This is a genomic window from Orbaceae bacterium lpD02 (assembly GCA_036251875.1).
In the GTDB taxonomy this organism is placed as follows: Bacteria; Pseudomonadota; Gammaproteobacteria; order Enterobacterales; family Orbaceae; genus Orbus; species Orbus sturtevantii.
On record CP133960.1, the window covers coordinates 2679384 to 2696109 of the forward strand.

17 protein-coding genes are annotated in these 16726 nt (G+C 37.7%); 7 read left to right on the plus strand and 10 right to left on the minus strand.

Translation table 11 applies throughout. From position 1 onward, the window contains the following. Positions 1 to 25: 25 nt before the first annotated feature. Genes ispF through recD form a run of 6 tightly spaced genes read left to right on the plus strand, consistent with a single transcriptional unit; the run spans position 26 to position 6715 of the window. Positions 26 to 511 (plus strand): 2-C-methyl-D-erythritol 2,4-cyclodiphosphate synthase, encoded by a 486-nt coding sequence (gene ispF / locus RHO12_11825; protein ID WVD66038.1) that lies wholly within the window; start codon positions 26 to 28, stop codon positions 509 to 511. Positions 512 to 522: 11 nt separating this feature from the next. Further along, positions 523 to 1539 (plus strand): tRNA pseudouridine(13) synthase TruD, encoded by a 1017-nt coding sequence (gene truD / locus RHO12_11830; protein ID WVD66039.1) that lies wholly within the window; start codon positions 523 to 525, stop codon positions 1537 to 1539. A gap of 22 nt (positions 1540 to 1561) precedes the next feature. Next, positions 1562 to 2188 (plus strand): protein-L-isoaspartate(D-aspartate) O-methyltransferase, encoded by a 627-nt coding sequence (locus RHO12_11835; protein ID WVD66040.1) that lies wholly within the window; start codon positions 1562 to 1564, stop codon positions 2186 to 2188. Positions 2189 to 2240: 52 nt separating this feature from the next. Beyond that, positions 2241 to 3179 (plus strand): N-acetylglucosamine kinase, encoded by a 939-nt coding sequence (gene nagK, locus RHO12_11840; protein ID WVD66041.1) that lies wholly within the window; start codon positions 2241 to 2243, stop codon positions 3177 to 3179. Positions 3180 to 3181: 2 nt separating this feature from the next. Next, a complete protein-coding gene (locus tag RHO12_11845; GenBank protein ID WVD66042.1) occupies positions 3182 to 4804 on the plus strand; it encodes a DUF4139 domain-containing protein in 1623 nt (540 codons plus the stop codon). Between the two features lie 21 nt (positions 4805 to 4825). Then, positions 4826 to 6715 carry an exodeoxyribonuclease V subunit alpha gene (gene recD / locus RHO12_11850; GenBank protein WVD66043.1) on the plus strand — a complete coding sequence of 630 codons (1890 nt, stop codon included), beginning with the start codon at positions 4826 to 4828 and terminating at the stop codon, positions 6713 to 6715. A gap of 54 nt (positions 6716 to 6769) precedes the next feature. Here recD and RHO12_11855 read toward each other — a convergent pair whose 3' ends face one another. From RHO12_11855 to rsfS, 9 genes are all read right to left on the minus strand, one after another. Next, positions 6770 to 7495, minus strand: coding sequence for an amino acid ABC transporter ATP-binding protein (locus tag RHO12_11855; protein WVD66044.1), 726 nt, complete (start codon positions 7493 to 7495; stop codon positions 6770 to 6772). A 2-nt stretch (positions 7496 to 7497) separates the two neighbouring features. Beyond that, the gene (locus RHO12_11860) at positions 7498 to 8190 is read right to left on the minus strand and encodes an ABC transporter permease subunit (GenBank protein ID WVD66045.1); all 693 of its coding nucleotides are present in this window, start codon (positions 8188 to 8190) and stop codon (positions 7498 to 7500) included. 2 nt (positions 8191 to 8192) lie between these two features. Continuing rightward, the gene (locus RHO12_11865) at positions 8193 to 8921 is read right to left on the minus strand and encodes an amino acid ABC transporter permease (GenBank protein WVD66046.1); all 729 of its coding nucleotides are present in this window, start codon (positions 8919 to 8921) and stop codon (positions 8193 to 8195) included. A 64-nt stretch (positions 8922 to 8985) separates the two neighbouring features. Next, entirely contained in the window at positions 8986 to 9906 is a 921-nt protein-coding gene (locus RHO12_11870; GenBank protein WVD66047.1) for a glutamate/aspartate ABC transporter substrate-binding protein, read from the minus strand. Between the two features lie 185 nt (positions 9907 to 10091). Beyond that, complete coding sequence (gene lnt, locus RHO12_11875; GenBank protein WVD66048.1) at positions 10092 to 11657, minus strand: apolipoprotein N-acyltransferase; 1566 nt, start codon at positions 11655 to 11657, stop codon at positions 10092 to 10094. After that, positions 11657 to 12523 (minus strand): CNNM family magnesium/cobalt transport protein CorC, encoded by an 867-nt coding sequence (corC, locus tag RHO12_11880; protein ID WVD66049.1) that lies wholly within the window; start codon positions 12521 to 12523, stop codon positions 11657 to 11659. Before corC ends, lnt begins: the two co-directional genes overlap by 1 nt. A 161-nt stretch (positions 12524 to 12684) precedes the next feature. Then, complete coding sequence (ybeY, locus tag RHO12_11885) at positions 12685 to 13137, minus strand: rRNA maturation RNase YbeY (protein ID WVD66050.1); 453 nt, start codon at positions 13135 to 13137, stop codon at positions 12685 to 12687. A 6-nt stretch (positions 13138 to 13143) separates the two neighbouring features. Further along, positions 13144 to 13614: a 23S rRNA (pseudouridine(1915)-N(3))-methyltransferase RlmH gene (gene rlmH, locus RHO12_11890; GenBank protein WVD66051.1), complete on the minus strand. Its 471-nt coding sequence runs from the start codon at positions 13612 to 13614 to the stop codon at positions 13144 to 13146. 6 nt (positions 13615 to 13620) lie between these two features. Beyond that, positions 13621 to 13938, minus strand: coding sequence for a ribosome silencing factor (gene rsfS / locus RHO12_11895; protein ID WVD67406.1), 318 nt, complete (start codon positions 13936 to 13938; stop codon positions 13621 to 13623). A 330-nt stretch (positions 13939 to 14268) separates the two neighbouring features. On the opposite strand from rsfS, the gene fabB reads away from it, so the two are divergent. After that, positions 14269 to 15477, plus strand: coding sequence for a beta-ketoacyl-ACP synthase I (gene fabB, locus RHO12_11900; protein ID WVD66052.1), 1209 nt, complete (start codon positions 14269 to 14271; stop codon positions 15475 to 15477). Between the two features lie 43 nt (positions 15478 to 15520). Here fabB and ydiK read toward each other — a convergent pair whose 3' ends face one another. Beyond that, complete coding sequence (ydiK, locus tag RHO12_11905) at positions 15521 to 16570, minus strand: AI-2E family transporter YdiK (GenBank protein WVD66053.1); 1050 nt, start codon at positions 16568 to 16570, stop codon at positions 15521 to 15523. Positions 16571 to 16726 lie beyond the last annotated feature (156 nt).

The window sequence follows — 16726 nt, forward strand, 5'->3', positions numbered from 1 at the left end:
TCTCACATTAGCGAGTAAGGGTAATATGATAAGAATAGGACATGGTTTTGATGTGCATCGTTTTGGTGGTGACGGACCATTGACTTTGGCTGGAGTTAAAGTGCCTTATGAACAAGGTTTTATTGCGCATTCTGATGGTGATGTGGTTTTGCACGCGGTGACCGATGCGATGCTTGGCGCATTAGCGCTAGGTGATATTGGTCAACATTTTCCTGATACTGATAACCAATATAAAGGTGCTAATAGCCGTCTATTACTAAAAAAAATATTTAATTTAATTAAATCAAAAGGCTATGTTATTTCTAATCTGGATGTAACCATTATTGCGCAAGCGCCGAAAATGCAAGAGCATATTGCGCAAATGCGCGTTAATCTGGCTGAAGATCTAGAAAGCCATTTTGATGTAATCAGCGTAAAGGCGACCACCACTGAAAAATTAGGTTTTACGGGTCGCAAAGAAGGGATCGCCTGCGAAGCCGTGTTGTTGTTAAAAAAGATAACTGACCAATAGAAGGATAGAGAGTGCTCAACAAATTAGCGTATTTATACGGCGAACCGACCGTCAAAGGAGTATATAAACAGTCTGCTGCCGACTTTTGTGTAAAAGAAGATCTTGGTTATGAACTCGATGGCGAAGGTGAGCATGTTTTTATTCATATGCAAAAACAAGATTGCAATACGCTATTTGTTGCCGAGCAGCTCGCTAAGTTTGCTGGTATTTCGCCAAAACTGGTGGGCTATGCGGGTTTAAAAGATCGTAATGCGATCACCGAACAATGGTTTGGATTACATATTCCAGGTAAGTTAACCCCTGATTTTAGTCTATTTGACCTTACTGGTTGTAAAATTTTACAGGTGAAAAGGCATTCTAAAAAACTACGTATTGGCCATTTGAAAGGTAATTCCTTTTCGCTCATCATTAGAGATGTTGATAATAAAGTTGAAACAGAACAGCGTTTAAGTTTGATCCAAGCGGGCGGTGTGCCGAACTATTTTGGTGAGCAGCGCTTTGGTAAGGATAACAATAATATTACACAAGCCATGCAGTGGGCTAAAGGTGGAATAAAGGTTAAAGATCGTAAGAAACGCAGCTTTTATTTATCAGCCGCACGTAGTGCCATTTTTAATGGCATTGTTAGTCAGCGCATAATAGAGAAACTAAATACCACCGTACTTTGTGGCGATATTTTACAATTGATCGATCGGGGTAGCTGGTTTGTGGCCGAACAAGACGAAATTGAGTCGTTACAGCAACGGCTTGATAATAATGAACTTACTATTACTGTACCAATGTTAGGTGATAATGGTCCACAAACAAAAGATGATGCCTTGTTGTTTGAACAACAGTATATCAATAATAATTGGTCTGAATTTTTAACGTTGTTTAAACAAGAACGTATGGAGACCTCACGCCGAGCGAGTTTATTAAGACCCAAAAATATCAGTTGGATATGGCAAGATGATTCGACATTACAAGTTGAATTTTGGCTACCCGCAGGAAGTTACGCAACGGCAATATTACGTGAACTCATATCATAATTAGATTTTAAGGATAATGTTAATGTTAAATCTTAAAATAAAATCGCTTATTGCGCAGTTACAAGATTTGGGGATACAAGATCCTCAAGTTTTAAAGGCGATAGCAGCGATCCCAAGAGAACGCTTTATTGATGAGGCATTATCACACCAAGCTTATGATAATCGTTCTTTACCTATTGGCGCAGGGCAAACTATTTCACAACCTTATATGGTTGCCAAAATGACCGAATTATTAAAACTTGAACCAGATTCTAAAGTACTTGAAATCGGTACTGGGTCAGGATATCAAACCGCAATATTGGCGTATTTGGTTGAGCATGTTTGTTCTATCGAACGGATTAAAAGCTTACAATGGAATGCCAAGAGGCGGTTAAAACAGCTTGATATTCATAATGTTTCGACTCGCCATGGTGATGGCTGGCTAGGTTGGCCAGAAAGAGCGCCTTTTGACGGTATTATTGTAACGGCTGCGGCGACCGAAATCCCTAAAGATCTGGTATATCAACTCGCCGATAAAGGGCGATTAGTGGTTCCTGTCGGCGAGCATGAGCAATCACTGCAAATGATTGAGCGAAATGACGATAAATTTAGTCTAACGACGGTGGAACCGGTTAAATTTGTACCACTGGTGAAAGGCGAGTTACGTTAAGTTTTATGCTAATCGAATAATAGTCTTGGTGATGTAGAGGGAGTCAGTCAGTATGTTGTACGGTTTTGATATTGGTGGAACAAAAATTGAAATCGGTGTATTTGACCAAAATTTGAACTCTTTATGGACTAAACGAATCAAGACTCCGTTAGATGGTTATGATTCTTTTTTAAATAGCATTGTCGAATTAGTTGCTGAAGCTGATCATAAGTTTGCCACGGTTGGTCAAGTCGGCATTGGCATGCCTGGGTTTATTAATAATAAACGTAAGATCTACAGTACTAATATTACGGCGATTAATCAGCAACCGTTTGCTAATGACCTTGAGAAGGCGATAAAGCGGCCTATATTTATCAATAATGATGCTAATTGTTTTGCTATATCTGAAGCTTTTAATGATGATTTTAATGCTCACCAAACAATATTAGCGGTGATTTTGGGAACAGGGCTTGGCGGCGGGATTGTTGTCAATCGTCAGGTCCTCTCTGGTCTAAATGGCTGTGCGGGCGAAATTGGTCATATTCGTTTGCCGATTGATGCACTTAATGTTTTGGGTCAGAATATGCCGATCCTACCTTGTGGTTGTGGTTTATCTGGTTGCGCAGAGAGGTACTTATCAGGCAGTGGATTTGAGTGGTTATACCAATATTTTTATCAGCAACCACTTAATGCTAAACAGATTATTGAGCAGTATTATCAAGGTGATAGTGTAGCTAAGCAGCATGTTGATCGTTACTTTGAACTATTGGCTCTTTATTTAGGGCATTTAATAATGATTGTTGATGCTGAGGTTATTGTGATTGGTGGTGGGCTTTCTAATTTTGCTGCTATCTACCAAGAGGTTCCATCACGTATTGCTAAATATATTTTACCTAGAATGGCGCTACCACGTCTTGAAAAAGCACGATTTGGCGATTCAGGCGGAACACGTGGAGCAGCATTATTATGCTTAAAACCGTTAAGTATAGAACAATTATATAAAAGGAACTGACTATGAAACTTAATACAATAGTACCATTACTGCTATTATGTTCAATACCGCTTATATCACAGTACGTTCTCGCCAGTGAAGTTGTTGCTAGAGTGGATTTAACCAAAGTGACGTTGTTTTTAAAAGGTGCTGAATTGCATGGCTCGACGGTTGTTAATGTACCAAAAGGCGAAACAGAAATAGTGCTAACCCAATTAGCAAATACGATTGATCTTAATTCGATTAATGTAGGTTTAGATAATAAAGCAATGATCCTTAGTACGTCATTAATTGATGACTATATTGCTGAAAAAAGCGAATCCGATCGCCTCAAACAGTTACGTGATTCGCTTAAAAAGCTTGAAGATGAACGAGAAATATTAAATATTAAACTGACCGCAATTAATGGAGAAATTACCTTATTACAAGGTAACCGTATTGGTAACATCATTAAATCCAATGGTTCGTTAGGTGATGCTAAACAGGTGATTAATTTTGTTAAAGATAATCTGACTAATGCATTAACCGAACAGTTAACGGTAAAATCAGCACTAAAGACATTAGATGGCAAAATCACTCAATATCAACTACAAATTGGTCAAGCAGATGGTGGTGACCATAAAGCTGAAAAAGCGATTAAAGTTAAAATTTATACACCAGAAGCTACAAAACTGCCGATCTCACTTTCTTATGTTACCCCTCAAGCAGGTTGGGCGCCTATTTATGATGTAAGAGTGCCAAATATTACCGGACCTTTAGCATTAACCTACAAAGCAAATGTTTATCAATATACGGGTCTTAATTGGCATAATATTGATTTCACCCTTTCAACGGCTAATCCGACTGAAGGGATCACCGCGCCCTTACCTAAACCTTGGAATATCTATTTAAATGAAGGTAAAGCGCTTTACGGAGCAATGGCTAAATCCGCAGTTAGCCCCAGCTATGACAGCCTTAGCGAGCAAAAAGATCAAATTTTATTCAAGCAAAGTAACTCATTTGCGGATTATGTTACCACCAATAGTAATGGCTTAAATTTGCAGTTTACGATCCAGTTACCTTACACTATTAGTGGATACAGTAAAGACAATGTTTTAACGTTAAAAGAGCGTAATGTTTCGGCTGAGTATCGTTATATTGCTACGCCAAAACTTGATAGTAATGCTTTTTTACAAGCACAAATTAACGATTGGGATAAGCTTGAGCTATTACCGGGAAAGACAACGGTATTTTATGCTGGTAATTATATTGGTGAAGGTTTTATCACCACGCAGGGTATTGAAGATAAGCTAAATATTTCATTAGGTCGAGATAATGAGATTATTATCTCGCGTAATCAAGATATTAATGAAACATCAAAGCCATCGTTTTTTGGTAATGAAATATCACAAAAATTTGCCTATACCATTGATGTTAGAAATACTAAAAATGTGCCAATTGATATTACTATTTACGATCAACTGCCCGTTATTCAAAATAAAACCATTACCCTCGATGATGCAAAGTACTCGGGTGCGAGCTATCAAAAAGAGACAGGGCTATTAACATGGAATATTAATTTGCAAGCGAAAGAAGCCAAGCAATTACCGTTTAGTTTTAAAATTAGTTATCCAAAAGATAAGGCTGATAGTATTATTGGCTTATGATATTGGGTGGCAGCGTCTTGTATGGTTAGTTATATTGCATTATTAGATAGACTTAAAACAAGTGGTTTAATTGTTCCGCTTGATTTTCACCTTGCGCTGTTTTTTAGTCGTCGTACTAACTTAACCGATCCATTACAGCAGGCGCGATTTGCATTTTTGGTCGCTTGGCTTAGTGTAGAGGTAAGAGCGGGGCATGTATGCGTTAATTTAGCGGAAATAACTCGTATCAATTTAGAGTATCGTTTCGGTGTTGAACGGGTGGACACGCTTTATGCGGATCTTGGTGAGCCCAAACTTGATGATTGGCTAGCCGTATGTGATTTAGTCGGGCAAGATATGGTCAGCCATGGCGAAATATTATCCCCTTTTATTTTAAATAACAATCTGCTCTATTTTCAACGTATGTGGCAGCATGAAAAGCACGTTGCTGATTATTTTAATCATACAGTTTGTCACGATAAGCCAACAGATGTTGCGGCGAGGTGGTTACAAACGCTTTTCCCTATTAATCATGATAATAATGGTATTGATTGGCAAAAAGTTGCAACTGCATCGGCAATAACTCAACGAGTTGCCATTATTTCGGGTGGCCCTGGCACGGGTAAAACAACGACTATTAGTAAAATTTTAGCGACATTAGTCGGTCTGCACCAGCAGCAATTTCAATCTAATTTACGCGTTGTTGCCGCGGCGCCAACGGGTAAAGCTGCAGCAAGACTGACTGAATCGTTATCCGCTGCGGTTGCGACGTTACCTATAGCCGACGCAATAAAGCAGGCTATTCCGACCGAAGCAGTGACATTACATCGCTTGCTTGGTGCAAGGTTGGACAGTAATAAGTTTGCCTATCACCAAGGCAATCAACTCAGCGTTGATGTTTTATTGATTGATGAAGCTTCAATGGTCGATTTACCGATGATGTCTAGCGTAATTGCCGCTTTACCAAGACAAGCTAGATTAATTTTACTCGGCGATAAAGAACAGCTCTCTTCCGTTGAAGCAGGGGCAGTTTTTGGTGATTTATGCCAATTGCTTGAACATGGTTATAGTGAACAACATGTCGAGATCATTAAACAATTAACGGGATATCAATTAACGGCTAAAAATGATCAGCCATCTATTGCTGATAGTATTTGTTTGCTACAAAGAAGTTATCGCTTCGCAAGTCAATCAGGGATCGGTATTTTAGCAAATTTGATCAAGCTGGGTCATAGTCAGGAAGCGATTAGGCTTTTTAACGATGAACAGTATCAGGATATCGCTTTTTATGCAGTCAATAGCAGCGAACAATACCAGCAGGCGATTGAGAACTGCGTCAATCATTATCAGTTTTATTTGCATTCGATAGCATCTAATCGAAGTGACATTGAACGTATTTTATCCTCTTTTACTCGGTTTCGTTTACTTTGCGCCTTAAGAGAAGGGCCGTTTGGTGTGAGAGGACTAAACCAGATTATTGAAAATAAATTGCTCGAAAATGGCAGTATTTCGCTCAGAAAACATGATGAATGGTATATTGGAAGGCCAGTGATGATTTTAAAAAATAGTTTTTCCTTAGGGCTATTTAATGGTGATATTGGCATTGCTCTGCCTGCCGCGGATGACAATAATAAATTGAAAATCTATTTTCTACTACCTAATGGTGATATAAAAGGCGTCTCGCCATTTCGTTTGCCTGAGTATGAAACGGCTTATGCAATGACTATTCATAAATCTCAGGGCTCAGAATTTGAGCATGTCGCAGTAATTTTACCTAATGAATACTCGCCATTATTAACTCGTTCGTTGTTATACACTGCGGTGACTCGGGCAAAACAGACTATTGCTGTTTATTCATCTAAAACCATGCTCATAAAAACGATCAATAGTAAAATTAATCGCCAAAGTGGATTAGTTGATTTGTTGGTTTAACGACGATGGAATTTTGTGCGTTGAGTAAAAGGGTCTTGTGACCCTTTAGCTAAACTAATGGATGATTTTAGCAAGAAAATCTTTAGCCCGATCCGACTGCGGATTAGTAAAGAACTGCTCTTTAGATGTATCTTCAATGATTTCTCCTGCATCCATGAAAATCACTCGATTGGCAACTTTACGTGCAAATCCCATTTCATGGGTCACAACCATCATCGTCATGCCTTCATAAGCGAGCTCAACCATAACATCTAATACTTCATTAACCATCTCAGGGTCAAGTGCTGATGTCGGTTCATCAAATAACATGACCACAGGATCCATGCATAGTGCTCTAGCAATAGCAACACGTTGCTGTTGACCTCCGGAAAGCTGGCTTGGTAATTTGTTTGCATGTTCAGATAAACCAACTCGCTCTAACAAAGCGTGTGCTTTTTCTTTCGCTTCACTGTCTGTTCGGCCCAATACTTTTACTTGCGCTAATGTTAAGTTCTTTAGAATAGTTAGGTGAGGAAATAGCTCAAAGTGCTGAAAGACCATGCCTACTTTAGAACGAAGCTTAGCTAAATTAGCTGATTTATTGGTAATTTCTATATCACCAATAAAAATTTGGCCAGACTGCACCGCTTCTAAGCCATTAACCGTTTTAATTAGGGTTGATTTTCCCGATCCGGAAGGGCCGCAGACAACAACGACTTCACCTTTTTTGACTTCTGTTGAGCAATTTTTTAATACTTGGAATTTGCCATACCATTTCGAAATATTTTTTAAGGAAATCATTTCTAGTCCTTTTTCAAATAACTAACTAAACGCGATGCACTAAAGCTGATAATAAAGTAGCTAATAGCGGCGAAAATAATCATGGAGTATTCAGCGGTACCACCTTGCACTTTGCCTACGAGGGTTACACTGGCACCAAATAAATCAATAAGGCTCATCACATAAACTAATGAGGTATCTTGAAATAAGATAATACCCTGCGTTAATAAAAGTGGCACCATCGCTTTAAATGCTTGAGGCAATATAATTAAGCGCATTGTTTGGCTTTTAGGCATACCCAAGGCAAACGCAGCATGATACTGCCCTTTGCTTACCGCATTGATACCTGCACGGATAATTTCAGAATAATAGGCTGCCTCAAATAGTGCAAATGCAATCATTGCACAGGCCACTCTTACATCGGCGTAAGGTGGCAAGTTAAATAGATGCTTTATCAGCTGTGGAAAGACAAAATAGAACCACAACAATACTAGCAATAGCGGTACTGAACGAAATAATGTCACATAGGTTTTAGCAAAAATCTTTAAGATTTTATTATTTGATAGACGCATTAAAGCCAGTACTGTTCCCCAAATGATGCCAAACACAATTGCTGTTATGGTAATTTTTAAGGTTAAGCCTAAACCGTTTAATAAGACGGTTGAATTATTAATAACGAGAGAGGGGATATCGGCAATCCATGTTAATAGCTGCATTGTTAACCTCCACTCTTAGTTAGACGCGTTTTCTTCTCAACAACGCGCATAATTCGAATAATTGCATAGTTGACTAAGGCGAAAGCAATTGTAATACCACATAGGATCTCTACAATGCTATTGGTGGACTCGTTAATGCGATCAATTTGCCCCGTTAAATCAAGCAAACCAATGGTCGATGCTACTGATGAGTTTTTAATAATATTTGTCATTTCAGATGTAAGCGTGGGGATTATTCTACGATAAGCATTAGGCAGCAAAATATAGAAATAGGTTTGACTTTTAGTTAAGCCTAAGGCTAAACCGGCATATTTCTGTCCACGTGGCAAAGTTTGCAAGCCCGTTCTAACTTGCTCGGCAATACGGGCTGACGTAAATAAGCCTAGCGCGATGGTTGCGAGCATAAAAATCTGGACTTTAGGATCAAGCTCTTGCATAAACCATGTTTTAAATGAGCCGCTCAGCATCTGCGGGATAAGCGTATACCATAAGAATATTTGTACCAATAATGGGATATTACGAAAGATATTAATATAGTAAATAGCAAGTTTTCTCATTATTTTACTATCTAATGTGCGCATAATACCGATTATTGAACCAAATATAAAAGCAATAATCCAAGCAGATACCGCTAATGAGATGGTGATTACTAAACCATCTAAAAGCCAGTATAGATATATACCATCACCGTAAGGTGTGGATTCAAAAAATAGATTCCAATTAAAATTCATAATATCGATTTATTAGGTTTGCACTGAACATATTCAGTGCATTGATTAACAAGAATAACGAAGATTAATCTAATGCGTTATCATTTGGCGCTGCAAATAATTCCACCATCTTAGGTGAAATCTCTAAATCCATATTAGCTCCCCTTGGTGGCACAGGCTGAGTGAACCAACGGTTATAAGATTCTAACGCTTTCCCAGAGGTTTGTGCCTCTGCAATTGTGTTATCTATTAATTTTTTAAATTGCTCATCGTCTTTTCTAATCATACAACCATAAGCTTCGTAAGATAAAGGCTCTGCAACAATGACCCATTCCGCTGGATTAATTGCTCTTGAGCGCTCACCAGCAAGCAGCGCATCATCCATTAAAAATGCGGCAGCGCGACCTGTTTCTAATGCTTTAAATGCGTCACCGTGATCTTTTGGTGTGACAATGCGCATATCTAAATTATCTTTATTGTTGATTTGGTTTAAGCGAATTTCTGAGGTGGTACCGGCAGTAGTAACCACATTTTTATTTTTAAGATCATCAATACTATTGATACCGCTATCTTTTTTAACTAAAAATCGGGTACCAACAATAAAAATAGTATTAGAAAAATCAACCACTTTTTGTCTTTCGAGGTTATTGGTTGTTGAACCGCATTCAAAATCATATGTATAATTATTTAATAGCTGGATGCGTGTTTTTGAGGTTATAGGCAGATATTTCACCTGTAAATTTGGTATATTTAACTCTTTTTTAACCGCGTCAACAATCAAATTAGAATAATCTTGTGAATAACCAATGATATTTTGGTTGTTATCATAATAAGAAAAAGGTACTGAGGATTCTCGGTGGCCAACCACAATTACGCCAGAGTCTTTAATTTTAGCCAGTGTTCCTGTTAGTTCCTGCGCGTTAGCCGCAGAGTTAATTAGTCCAAGTAGTGCAAAAGACAAAATTAATCGCGTTAATTTACCTTTGGATTTTTTTTGATTAATCATACTCATCTCCTTTTTTCTAAAATTATGGTGCTAGCAAAAATTGCTTATTTCTATTAGCAGCTGTTTTATTATAAACGATTTTTGCTTACAAATATCCTATTTTTGCATATTTATGCTTATGCCTAGCATTGGCGCCTCTTGTGGGGAAGTGCTCTATAAGAGTATAAGCAAAAAATATGCCATCTTTATTTAAGATGTTTTTGACGTAAGAAAATTATAATAATGAAAATGGTTAATATTAAATAATAAGGGTAATTTCCCCATCGTGCATAAGGCGTTAAGCCTGTATTGGGATTAAGTGTAACTGAGAGCGCAGCGGTTTGAAATTGTGGTAGCTGTTTAGTAATAGAGCCTTTAGGCGAAATAACAGTCGTTATGCCATTATTAGTGCTGCGCAGTAGCGTACGGCCAAACTCTAGCGCTCGCGTTCTTGCCATCTGTAAATGCTGCCAAGGACCAATACTATTACCAAACCAAGCATCGTTTGAAACAGTGAGCAGAAAGTCTGTATCGGAGGTGAAATTTTGCCAGAGTAGATTTGATAAAATAACCTCATAACAGATTACTGTTACAAATTTGAACCCTTTCATGGTCAATGGTTCTTGAATAGCAGGACCTGCTGACATTGATGACATGGGAATATTAAGCGCTTTGGCGATGGGAGACAACAACTGCTGCAAAGGAATATATTCGCCGAAAGGAACTAAGTGGTGCTTGATATAACGGTTTTTTGTTGGATATTGATAGGGCGTTAAACCACCTAATACAATTAAGGCGTTATATATTTGGTAGTCATACTCGTTTTTTACTAAATCAACAATCCCTAGCGCGATAGCGGTATCATGTTGTCTTGCATACAGGTCAAGTGCTTTAAGATAGGGCTGTTGATTATATTCAAAATCAGTAATAGCGGCTTCTGGCCAAATGATAATATCACTATCTTTAATATGTTCTTGTGTTAATTCAGCGTAAGTTTGTAGGGTTTTATTTAGTTGCTTGCTACTCCAACGTAGTGATTGTGGAATATTGCCTTGGATAAGCGTTATATTCGTTTGCCGTGTATAGTCGAGTTGCGTCCAATTGATATGTTTGAACCAGAATGACGCGGCGAATATCACCAAAATAGTGCACGAAGCACCGTAAATATGCAATTTATATTTTGAGAGGTGTAAACGTCGTTGTATAAATTGCTGTACCAGATATGCTAGCAGACCACAGCAGATAGTGAATAGTAAATTTACACCATTAATCCCTAGAATTGGAAATAAACCTGCTAAAGGTGATTCCAATTGACTATAACCAAATTGTAACCATGCAAAACCATTTAATAATGTGCTGCGAATGTATTCAGTAATTTGCCAAATTAAAGGGGCTAAAATAATGAACTGTTTTAATGAATAGGCTGGACATACTTTGTTGAATAAACGTAGTAAGACCGCAAACAACATAGGATAGAGCGCTAAATAAGCAACTAATAAGCTTAAAATTATGATGGCAACAGGGATGGACAAATCACCATATTGGTTGATACTGACGTAGACCCAGTGAATACCCGCCAAAAAATAGCCAAATCCCCATATAAAAGCAATAAGTGCAGTTTGCTTAGCTGATTTTTGTTTAGTAAGTAGTAACAGACCAGTAAATGAAACATATGCAAGTGGCCAAATATCAAAAGGTGAATAGCTAAAAACTGCTATTGCACCTAACAGTAAACTTAATATTAATCGAGCAAGTAACGGCTTGGTCATCATTATGATGGCGTGTCTAAATCGAGCTCAGGTTTTCCTTCTGGGAGGATAACATGTAGCTGAATAATTCGGCGCTTATCCACTAAAACAACTTTAAATTGATAGCCCAAAATAGTCGTTGTTTCGCCTTTAACGGGTAGTCGACCAAATTGTTGCATCACAAGTCCGCCAACAGTATCAACATCTTCATCACTAAAATTAGTATTGAAAATTTCGTTAAACTCTTCAATATTCGTTAATGCTCGAACGGTATAGGTTGAAGATGACAGTTTACGAATGTCTCGATCTTCTATTTCGTCATATTCATCTTCTATGTCACCGACAATTAATTCGAGTATATCTTCTATCGTAACGAGCCCAGATACACCGCCAAACTCGTCAATGGCAATAGCCATGTGATAACGTTGCATCCGAAACTCTTTTAACATCTGATCGACGCGTTTCCCTTCTGGTACAACGACGGCTTGACGAAGAATTTTTTGCATATCAAAAGATTTTTCACCTTGTCCCATAAAAACCAATAAATCTTTTGCTAGTAAGATCCCTTCTATATGATCACGGTCCTCACTTATGACGGGATAACGTGAATGACCATGCGCAAAAATGATATCTAAACATTCACTAAGCGTATAATTAACTTTAATCGGTACGATTTGATTGCGCGGGATCATTATATCGCGGACACGCTGCTCGGCTATATCCATCACACCTTCAATCATATCTAGTGTGTCTGGGTCGATCAGTTTATTTCCTTGTGCCTCTCGAATCAGCTCGATTAGTTCATCTCGATTTTGTGGCTCGGAGTTGAATAATTGACTTAACCATAACGTAAATCCTTTTTTAGGTTTCCGGTGATTGTCGTCGTTCATTATACTTTTTTCCTTTTAATATAGGGTTAGTTAATCTATCAGTTTGCTTTGAAATCATATCAATATCACGTACTTACTGCAAGACAGTAATAGTTAATTTATGAGTGATGTGGTGTGATCAAACGTGTTAATTTATTATTGTAATAGTTGTATTTGGTAAGCTAATAAGGGTTATTAAAGCCCAATTGCGCCATGATTTCTATTTCTAAGTTTTCCATCTCTTCAGCTTCGGCTTCGTCAATATGGTCATAGCCTAATAAATGCAAACATCCATGCGTAATCATATGTGCCCAATGGGAAAGTAAGGGTTTATTTTGCTCGATAGCTTCTTGTTCAACAATTTTTTTACAAATGATTAAATCACCAAGCAAGGGGGTTTCTATTTCAATCGGTGATTCAAATGGAAAAGATAACACATTAGTAGGTTTATTTTTGTGCCGATAAGTATGATTTAATTGTTGGCTTTCTATTTCATCAACGATGCGGATCGTTAATTCAGCATTTGGCATAAATGGTAGCAGAATAACATTTAGCCAATTACTTATTTGATCTTTTGATGGCAGGTTTTGTTGATCTTCTGTCGCAATTTGTAAATCTAAAATGATAGTATCCATTTGTTACTATTCCCGATGATAAGGATGGTTGGTGGTAATGCTCCATGCACGATAGAGGCTTTCTACAACAATTACTCTTACTAGCGGGTGAGGAAGAGTCAGCGGTGAAAGTGACCAGCTTTGTTGTGCTGCTAATTTACATGCGGGAGCTAAACCTTCAGGGCCGCCAATTAATAAACTGATATCACGACCGTCAGTTTTCCACTTCTCTAATTGTTGAGCAAGCCCTGCTGTAGTAAATGGTTTACCTGGGATATCTAAGGTCACAATTAAGTTGTTTTTGCCGCAGCTAGCAAGCATCTGCTCACCTTCTTTATCCAAAATTCTAGCAATGTCAGCATTTTTAGTCCGCTTTCCTGCTGGAACTTCAGTTAGTTCAAAAGGCATATCTTTGGGGAAACGTGATGAGTAATCGTCAAATGCGGTCGTTACCCATTTGGGCATTTTCGTACCAACAGCAACAAGCTGGATTTTCATGACTCACTATGTCCAGAGCTTTTCGAGCTCATAAAGTTGCCGGCTCTCTTCTTGCATTACATGTACCATCACAGTACCCATGTCAACAACAACCCAGTCAGCATCATTTTGTCCTTCTGAACCAAATACAGTATAACCACTTTTTTTTGCTTCATCGATTAAATGGGAAGCCACAGAGCTGACGTGGCGAGAGGATGTACCTGTGCATATTATCATGTAATCAGTAATGCTAGATTTCCCTCTAACATCAACAGTGACAATGTCTTTACCTTTTAAATCATCAATTTTGTCAATGATAAAATCTTGAAGTGATTGTTGCAAAATAATTCTCTTTTTATATTTAATTCAGCTGCCTATGATAGCATAATTTTATTTTAGAGAGTAGGCGAGGAGAGTATAAATTGTATAGACCAAATATCCTTTATATTTGTTAAATTTTAATTTATTTACTAATCAGCTAACACATGTACATTTTTTTTATTATTTTTTTTTATTTTAAAACCCTTTTATTGATTGGTGTTTAGACGAACATTTCATTTAGACTCGTTTGAAATAAATAATAATTATTGTTGTTCAGCTTACAAGTGTACGCTATAATCTACACCATATTCCAAGCACATGGTGCATTACATTTATAAGCGGAGTTTTGGTTTAATGAAACGAGTTGTGATAACAGGTTTAGGTATTTTATCAAGTATTGGTAATAATAAACAAGAAGTGTTAGATTCACTAAAAGTAGGTAAAAGTGGGATCACATTTTCACAAGAAATGAAAGATAGTGGGATGCGTAGCCATATCTGGGGTAATGTAAAACTCGATACCACAGGGCTAATTGATCGTAAAATTGTCCGTTTCATGAATGATGCGTCAATATATGGTTATTTAGCGATGCAACAAGCAATTGAAGATGCAAAATTGACACCAGAACAAGTCTCAAACCCAAGAACAGGGCTAATTGCAGGCTATGGTGGTTCAACTAAGACGCAATATGCAGTTGTCGCAGGAATGAAAGAAAAGGGCCTACGTGGTGTTGGTCCATATGCCGTTACCAAATCAATGTCGTCAGCCATTTCTGCTTGCCTTGCAACGCCATTTCAAATTAAAGGTATCAGCTATTCAATGACATCGGCTTGTGCGACTTCTGTTCACTGTATTGGGCATGCTGCTGAGCTGATACAATTAGGTAAACAAGATATTGTTTTTGCTGGCGGCGGTGAAGAGCTATGTTGGGAAATGTCTTGCGAATTTGACGCAATGGGTGCGTTATCAACTAAGTATAATGATAATCCAGAGAAAGCATCTCGCGCATATGACGCAGGTCGTGATGGATTTGTTATTGCTGGCGGAGCCGGTATGGTTGTCGTTGAAGAGCTTGAACATGCGCTTGCTCGTGGTGCACATATTTATGGCGAAATTGTTGGTTATGCGGCAACATCTGATGGGTATGATATGGTTGCTCCATCAGGAGAAGGCGCACTGCGTTGTATGCAGCTAGCTACTGCGGATGTTGATACTCCAATTGATTATATTAATACCCACGGTACATCGACCCCAGTTGGTGATGTAAAAGAACTATGGGCGATTAAACAAGCGTTTGGTGATAATATTCCTGCGCTTTCATCAACTAAATCGATGACGGGCCATTCTCTAAGTGCAACTGGCGCACAAGAAGTGATCTATTCATTGTTGATGCTAGAAAATAGCTTTATTACGCCAAGTATCAATATTGATGAGCTTGATGAGGTAGCGAAAGGAATGAATATTATTACAGAGCCAACACAGCGAGAACTGACAACGGTTATGTCAAATAGTTTTGGTTTTGGCGGTACAAACGCAACGATAGTATTAAGAAAATTATCGTAGTGATGTGTTAGTATAAAAATGCGCCAATTAATGGCGCATTTTTTTAATCTTGCTCATCAACCCAAGCATTAATAAAATTATAAGATAAGGCTAAGATCACGGGGCCAATAAATAATCCCATAGCACCAAAACCGAGCAATCCTCCTATAACACCAAACAGAATTAATAAGAAGGGCAGATCAACACCTTTTTTAATTAGATAGGTTCGCATTAAGCTATCGAGTGTCGTTAAGATTAGCGTGACGATGGCTAAAATAATTCCTGCAACAATATTGCCATCCCAAAATTGCCAGAGAGTGCAGCAAGCCATTACCAGTACAGGGCCAATTTGTGCGACACAGCAGATGAACAATAATAATGTAATTAAACCTGGGAACGGTATATTAGTAAGGAATAAACTTAAACCGCCAATAATCGTTAATGTTACTGCAGTGACAACAACGCCTAATGCAACGGCCCTAATTGATTGTCCAGCCAAAGTAATAGTGTTTTCACCATGTTGTTTGGATAATTTGTGTGCTAAGTGGTAAACATGTTTTTTTACCTCTTCGCCTTTCAGAAAAAGTAAAGCACTAAATACAATCATAACCCCACAGTGAAAAACAAATACGCTAATATTAGTTAGTTGATCAACGGTCCATGACACAACTGTTCCTAAGTAAGGTTGAATTTCTTTTACCAGTTCACTGCCATCATTATTAATTAAATCTTCCCATTTTAAATAAAGTTCGCTACCTATTAAGGGAATATTTTCTAGCCAAGGTAAAGAGGGTATTTTTTGCTGGGAAAAATTTTTCGCTAGGTCAATGATAAAACCACTATTTTTTGCGATGCTCATTATCACTAGCATAAAAGGAATGATAAAAAATAAGGATAAGATTATAGTCATAACAAGTACGGCAGATATTCTCTTATCAAATAATTTATGTTGTAACCTTATCATCATCGGCCAAGTCGTGATCACAACCATGACCGCCCAAAAGAAGCCAAATAAAAATGGCTGCACAACGCGATAGGTAATAATGATAAAGAGGCCAATAATTAATAAATTAAGAATTAACTTTACGAGATCATTACTTTTTTCTGTAGGCATAAATGAGTAATTTCTTAAATGGAGAACGAGTATATGATAATCGATAAAATTATTTGCTGCTATTAATTTATTTGCTATCTGTGCTTGAAATAATTGAATAAGAATGGAAGTTAATAATAAAAGCTTGCTTGTTTTATTAAGCAAGCTTTGTTTTAT

What these genes read in the sequence shown, in the direction of transcription:
- ybeY (WVD66050.1), bottom strand. Translation starts at nt 13,137, where the DNA reads ATGGATACTATCATTTTAGATTTACAAATTGCGACAGAAGATCAACAA.
- RHO12_11860 (WVD66045.1), bottom strand. Translation starts at nt 8,190, where the DNA reads ATGCAGCTATTAACATGGATTGCCGATATCCCCTCTCTCGTTATTAAT.
- RHO12_11855 (WVD66044.1), bottom strand. Translation starts at nt 7,495, where the DNA reads ATGATTTCCTTAAAAAATATTTCGAAATGGTATGGCAAATTCCAAGTA.
- lnt (WVD66048.1), bottom strand. Translation starts at nt 11,657, where the DNA reads ATGATGACCAAGCCGTTACTTGCTCGATTAATATTAAGTTTACTGTTA.
- rlmH (WVD66051.1), bottom strand. Translation starts at nt 13,614, where the DNA reads ATGAAAATCCAGCTTGTTGCTGTTGGTACGAAAATGCCCAAATGGGTA.
- ispF (WVD66038.1), top strand. Translation starts at nt 26, where the DNA reads ATGATAAGAATAGGACATGGTTTTGATGTGCATCGTTTTGGTGGTGAC.
- RHO12_11835 (WVD66040.1), top strand. Translation starts at nt 1,562, where the DNA reads ATGTTAAATCTTAAAATAAAATCGCTTATTGCGCAGTTACAAGATTTG.
- fabB (WVD66052.1), top strand. Translation starts at nt 14,269, where the DNA reads ATGAAACGAGTTGTGATAACAGGTTTAGGTATTTTATCAAGTATTGGT.
- ydiK (WVD66053.1), bottom strand. Translation starts at nt 16,570, where the DNA reads ATGCCTACAGAAAAAAGTAATGATCTCGTAAAGTTAATTCTTAATTTA.
- RHO12_11865 (WVD66046.1), bottom strand. Translation starts at nt 8,921, where the DNA reads ATGAATTTTAATTGGAATCTATTTTTTGAATCCACACCTTACGGTGAT.
- corC (WVD66049.1), bottom strand. Translation starts at nt 12,523, where the DNA reads ATGAACGACGACAATCACCGGAAACCTAAAAAAGGATTTACGTTATGG.
- recD (WVD66043.1), top strand. Translation starts at nt 4,826, where the DNA reads ATGGTTAGTTATATTGCATTATTAGATAGACTTAAAACAAGTGGTTTA.
- nagK (WVD66041.1), top strand. Translation starts at nt 2,241, where the DNA reads ATGTTGTACGGTTTTGATATTGGTGGAACAAAAATTGAAATCGGTGTA.
- RHO12_11845 (WVD66042.1), top strand. Translation starts at nt 3,182, where the DNA reads ATGAAACTTAATACAATAGTACCATTACTGCTATTATGTTCAATACCG.
- RHO12_11870 (WVD66047.1), bottom strand. Translation starts at nt 9,906, where the DNA reads ATGATTAATCAAAAAAAATCCAAAGGTAAATTAACGCGATTAATTTTG.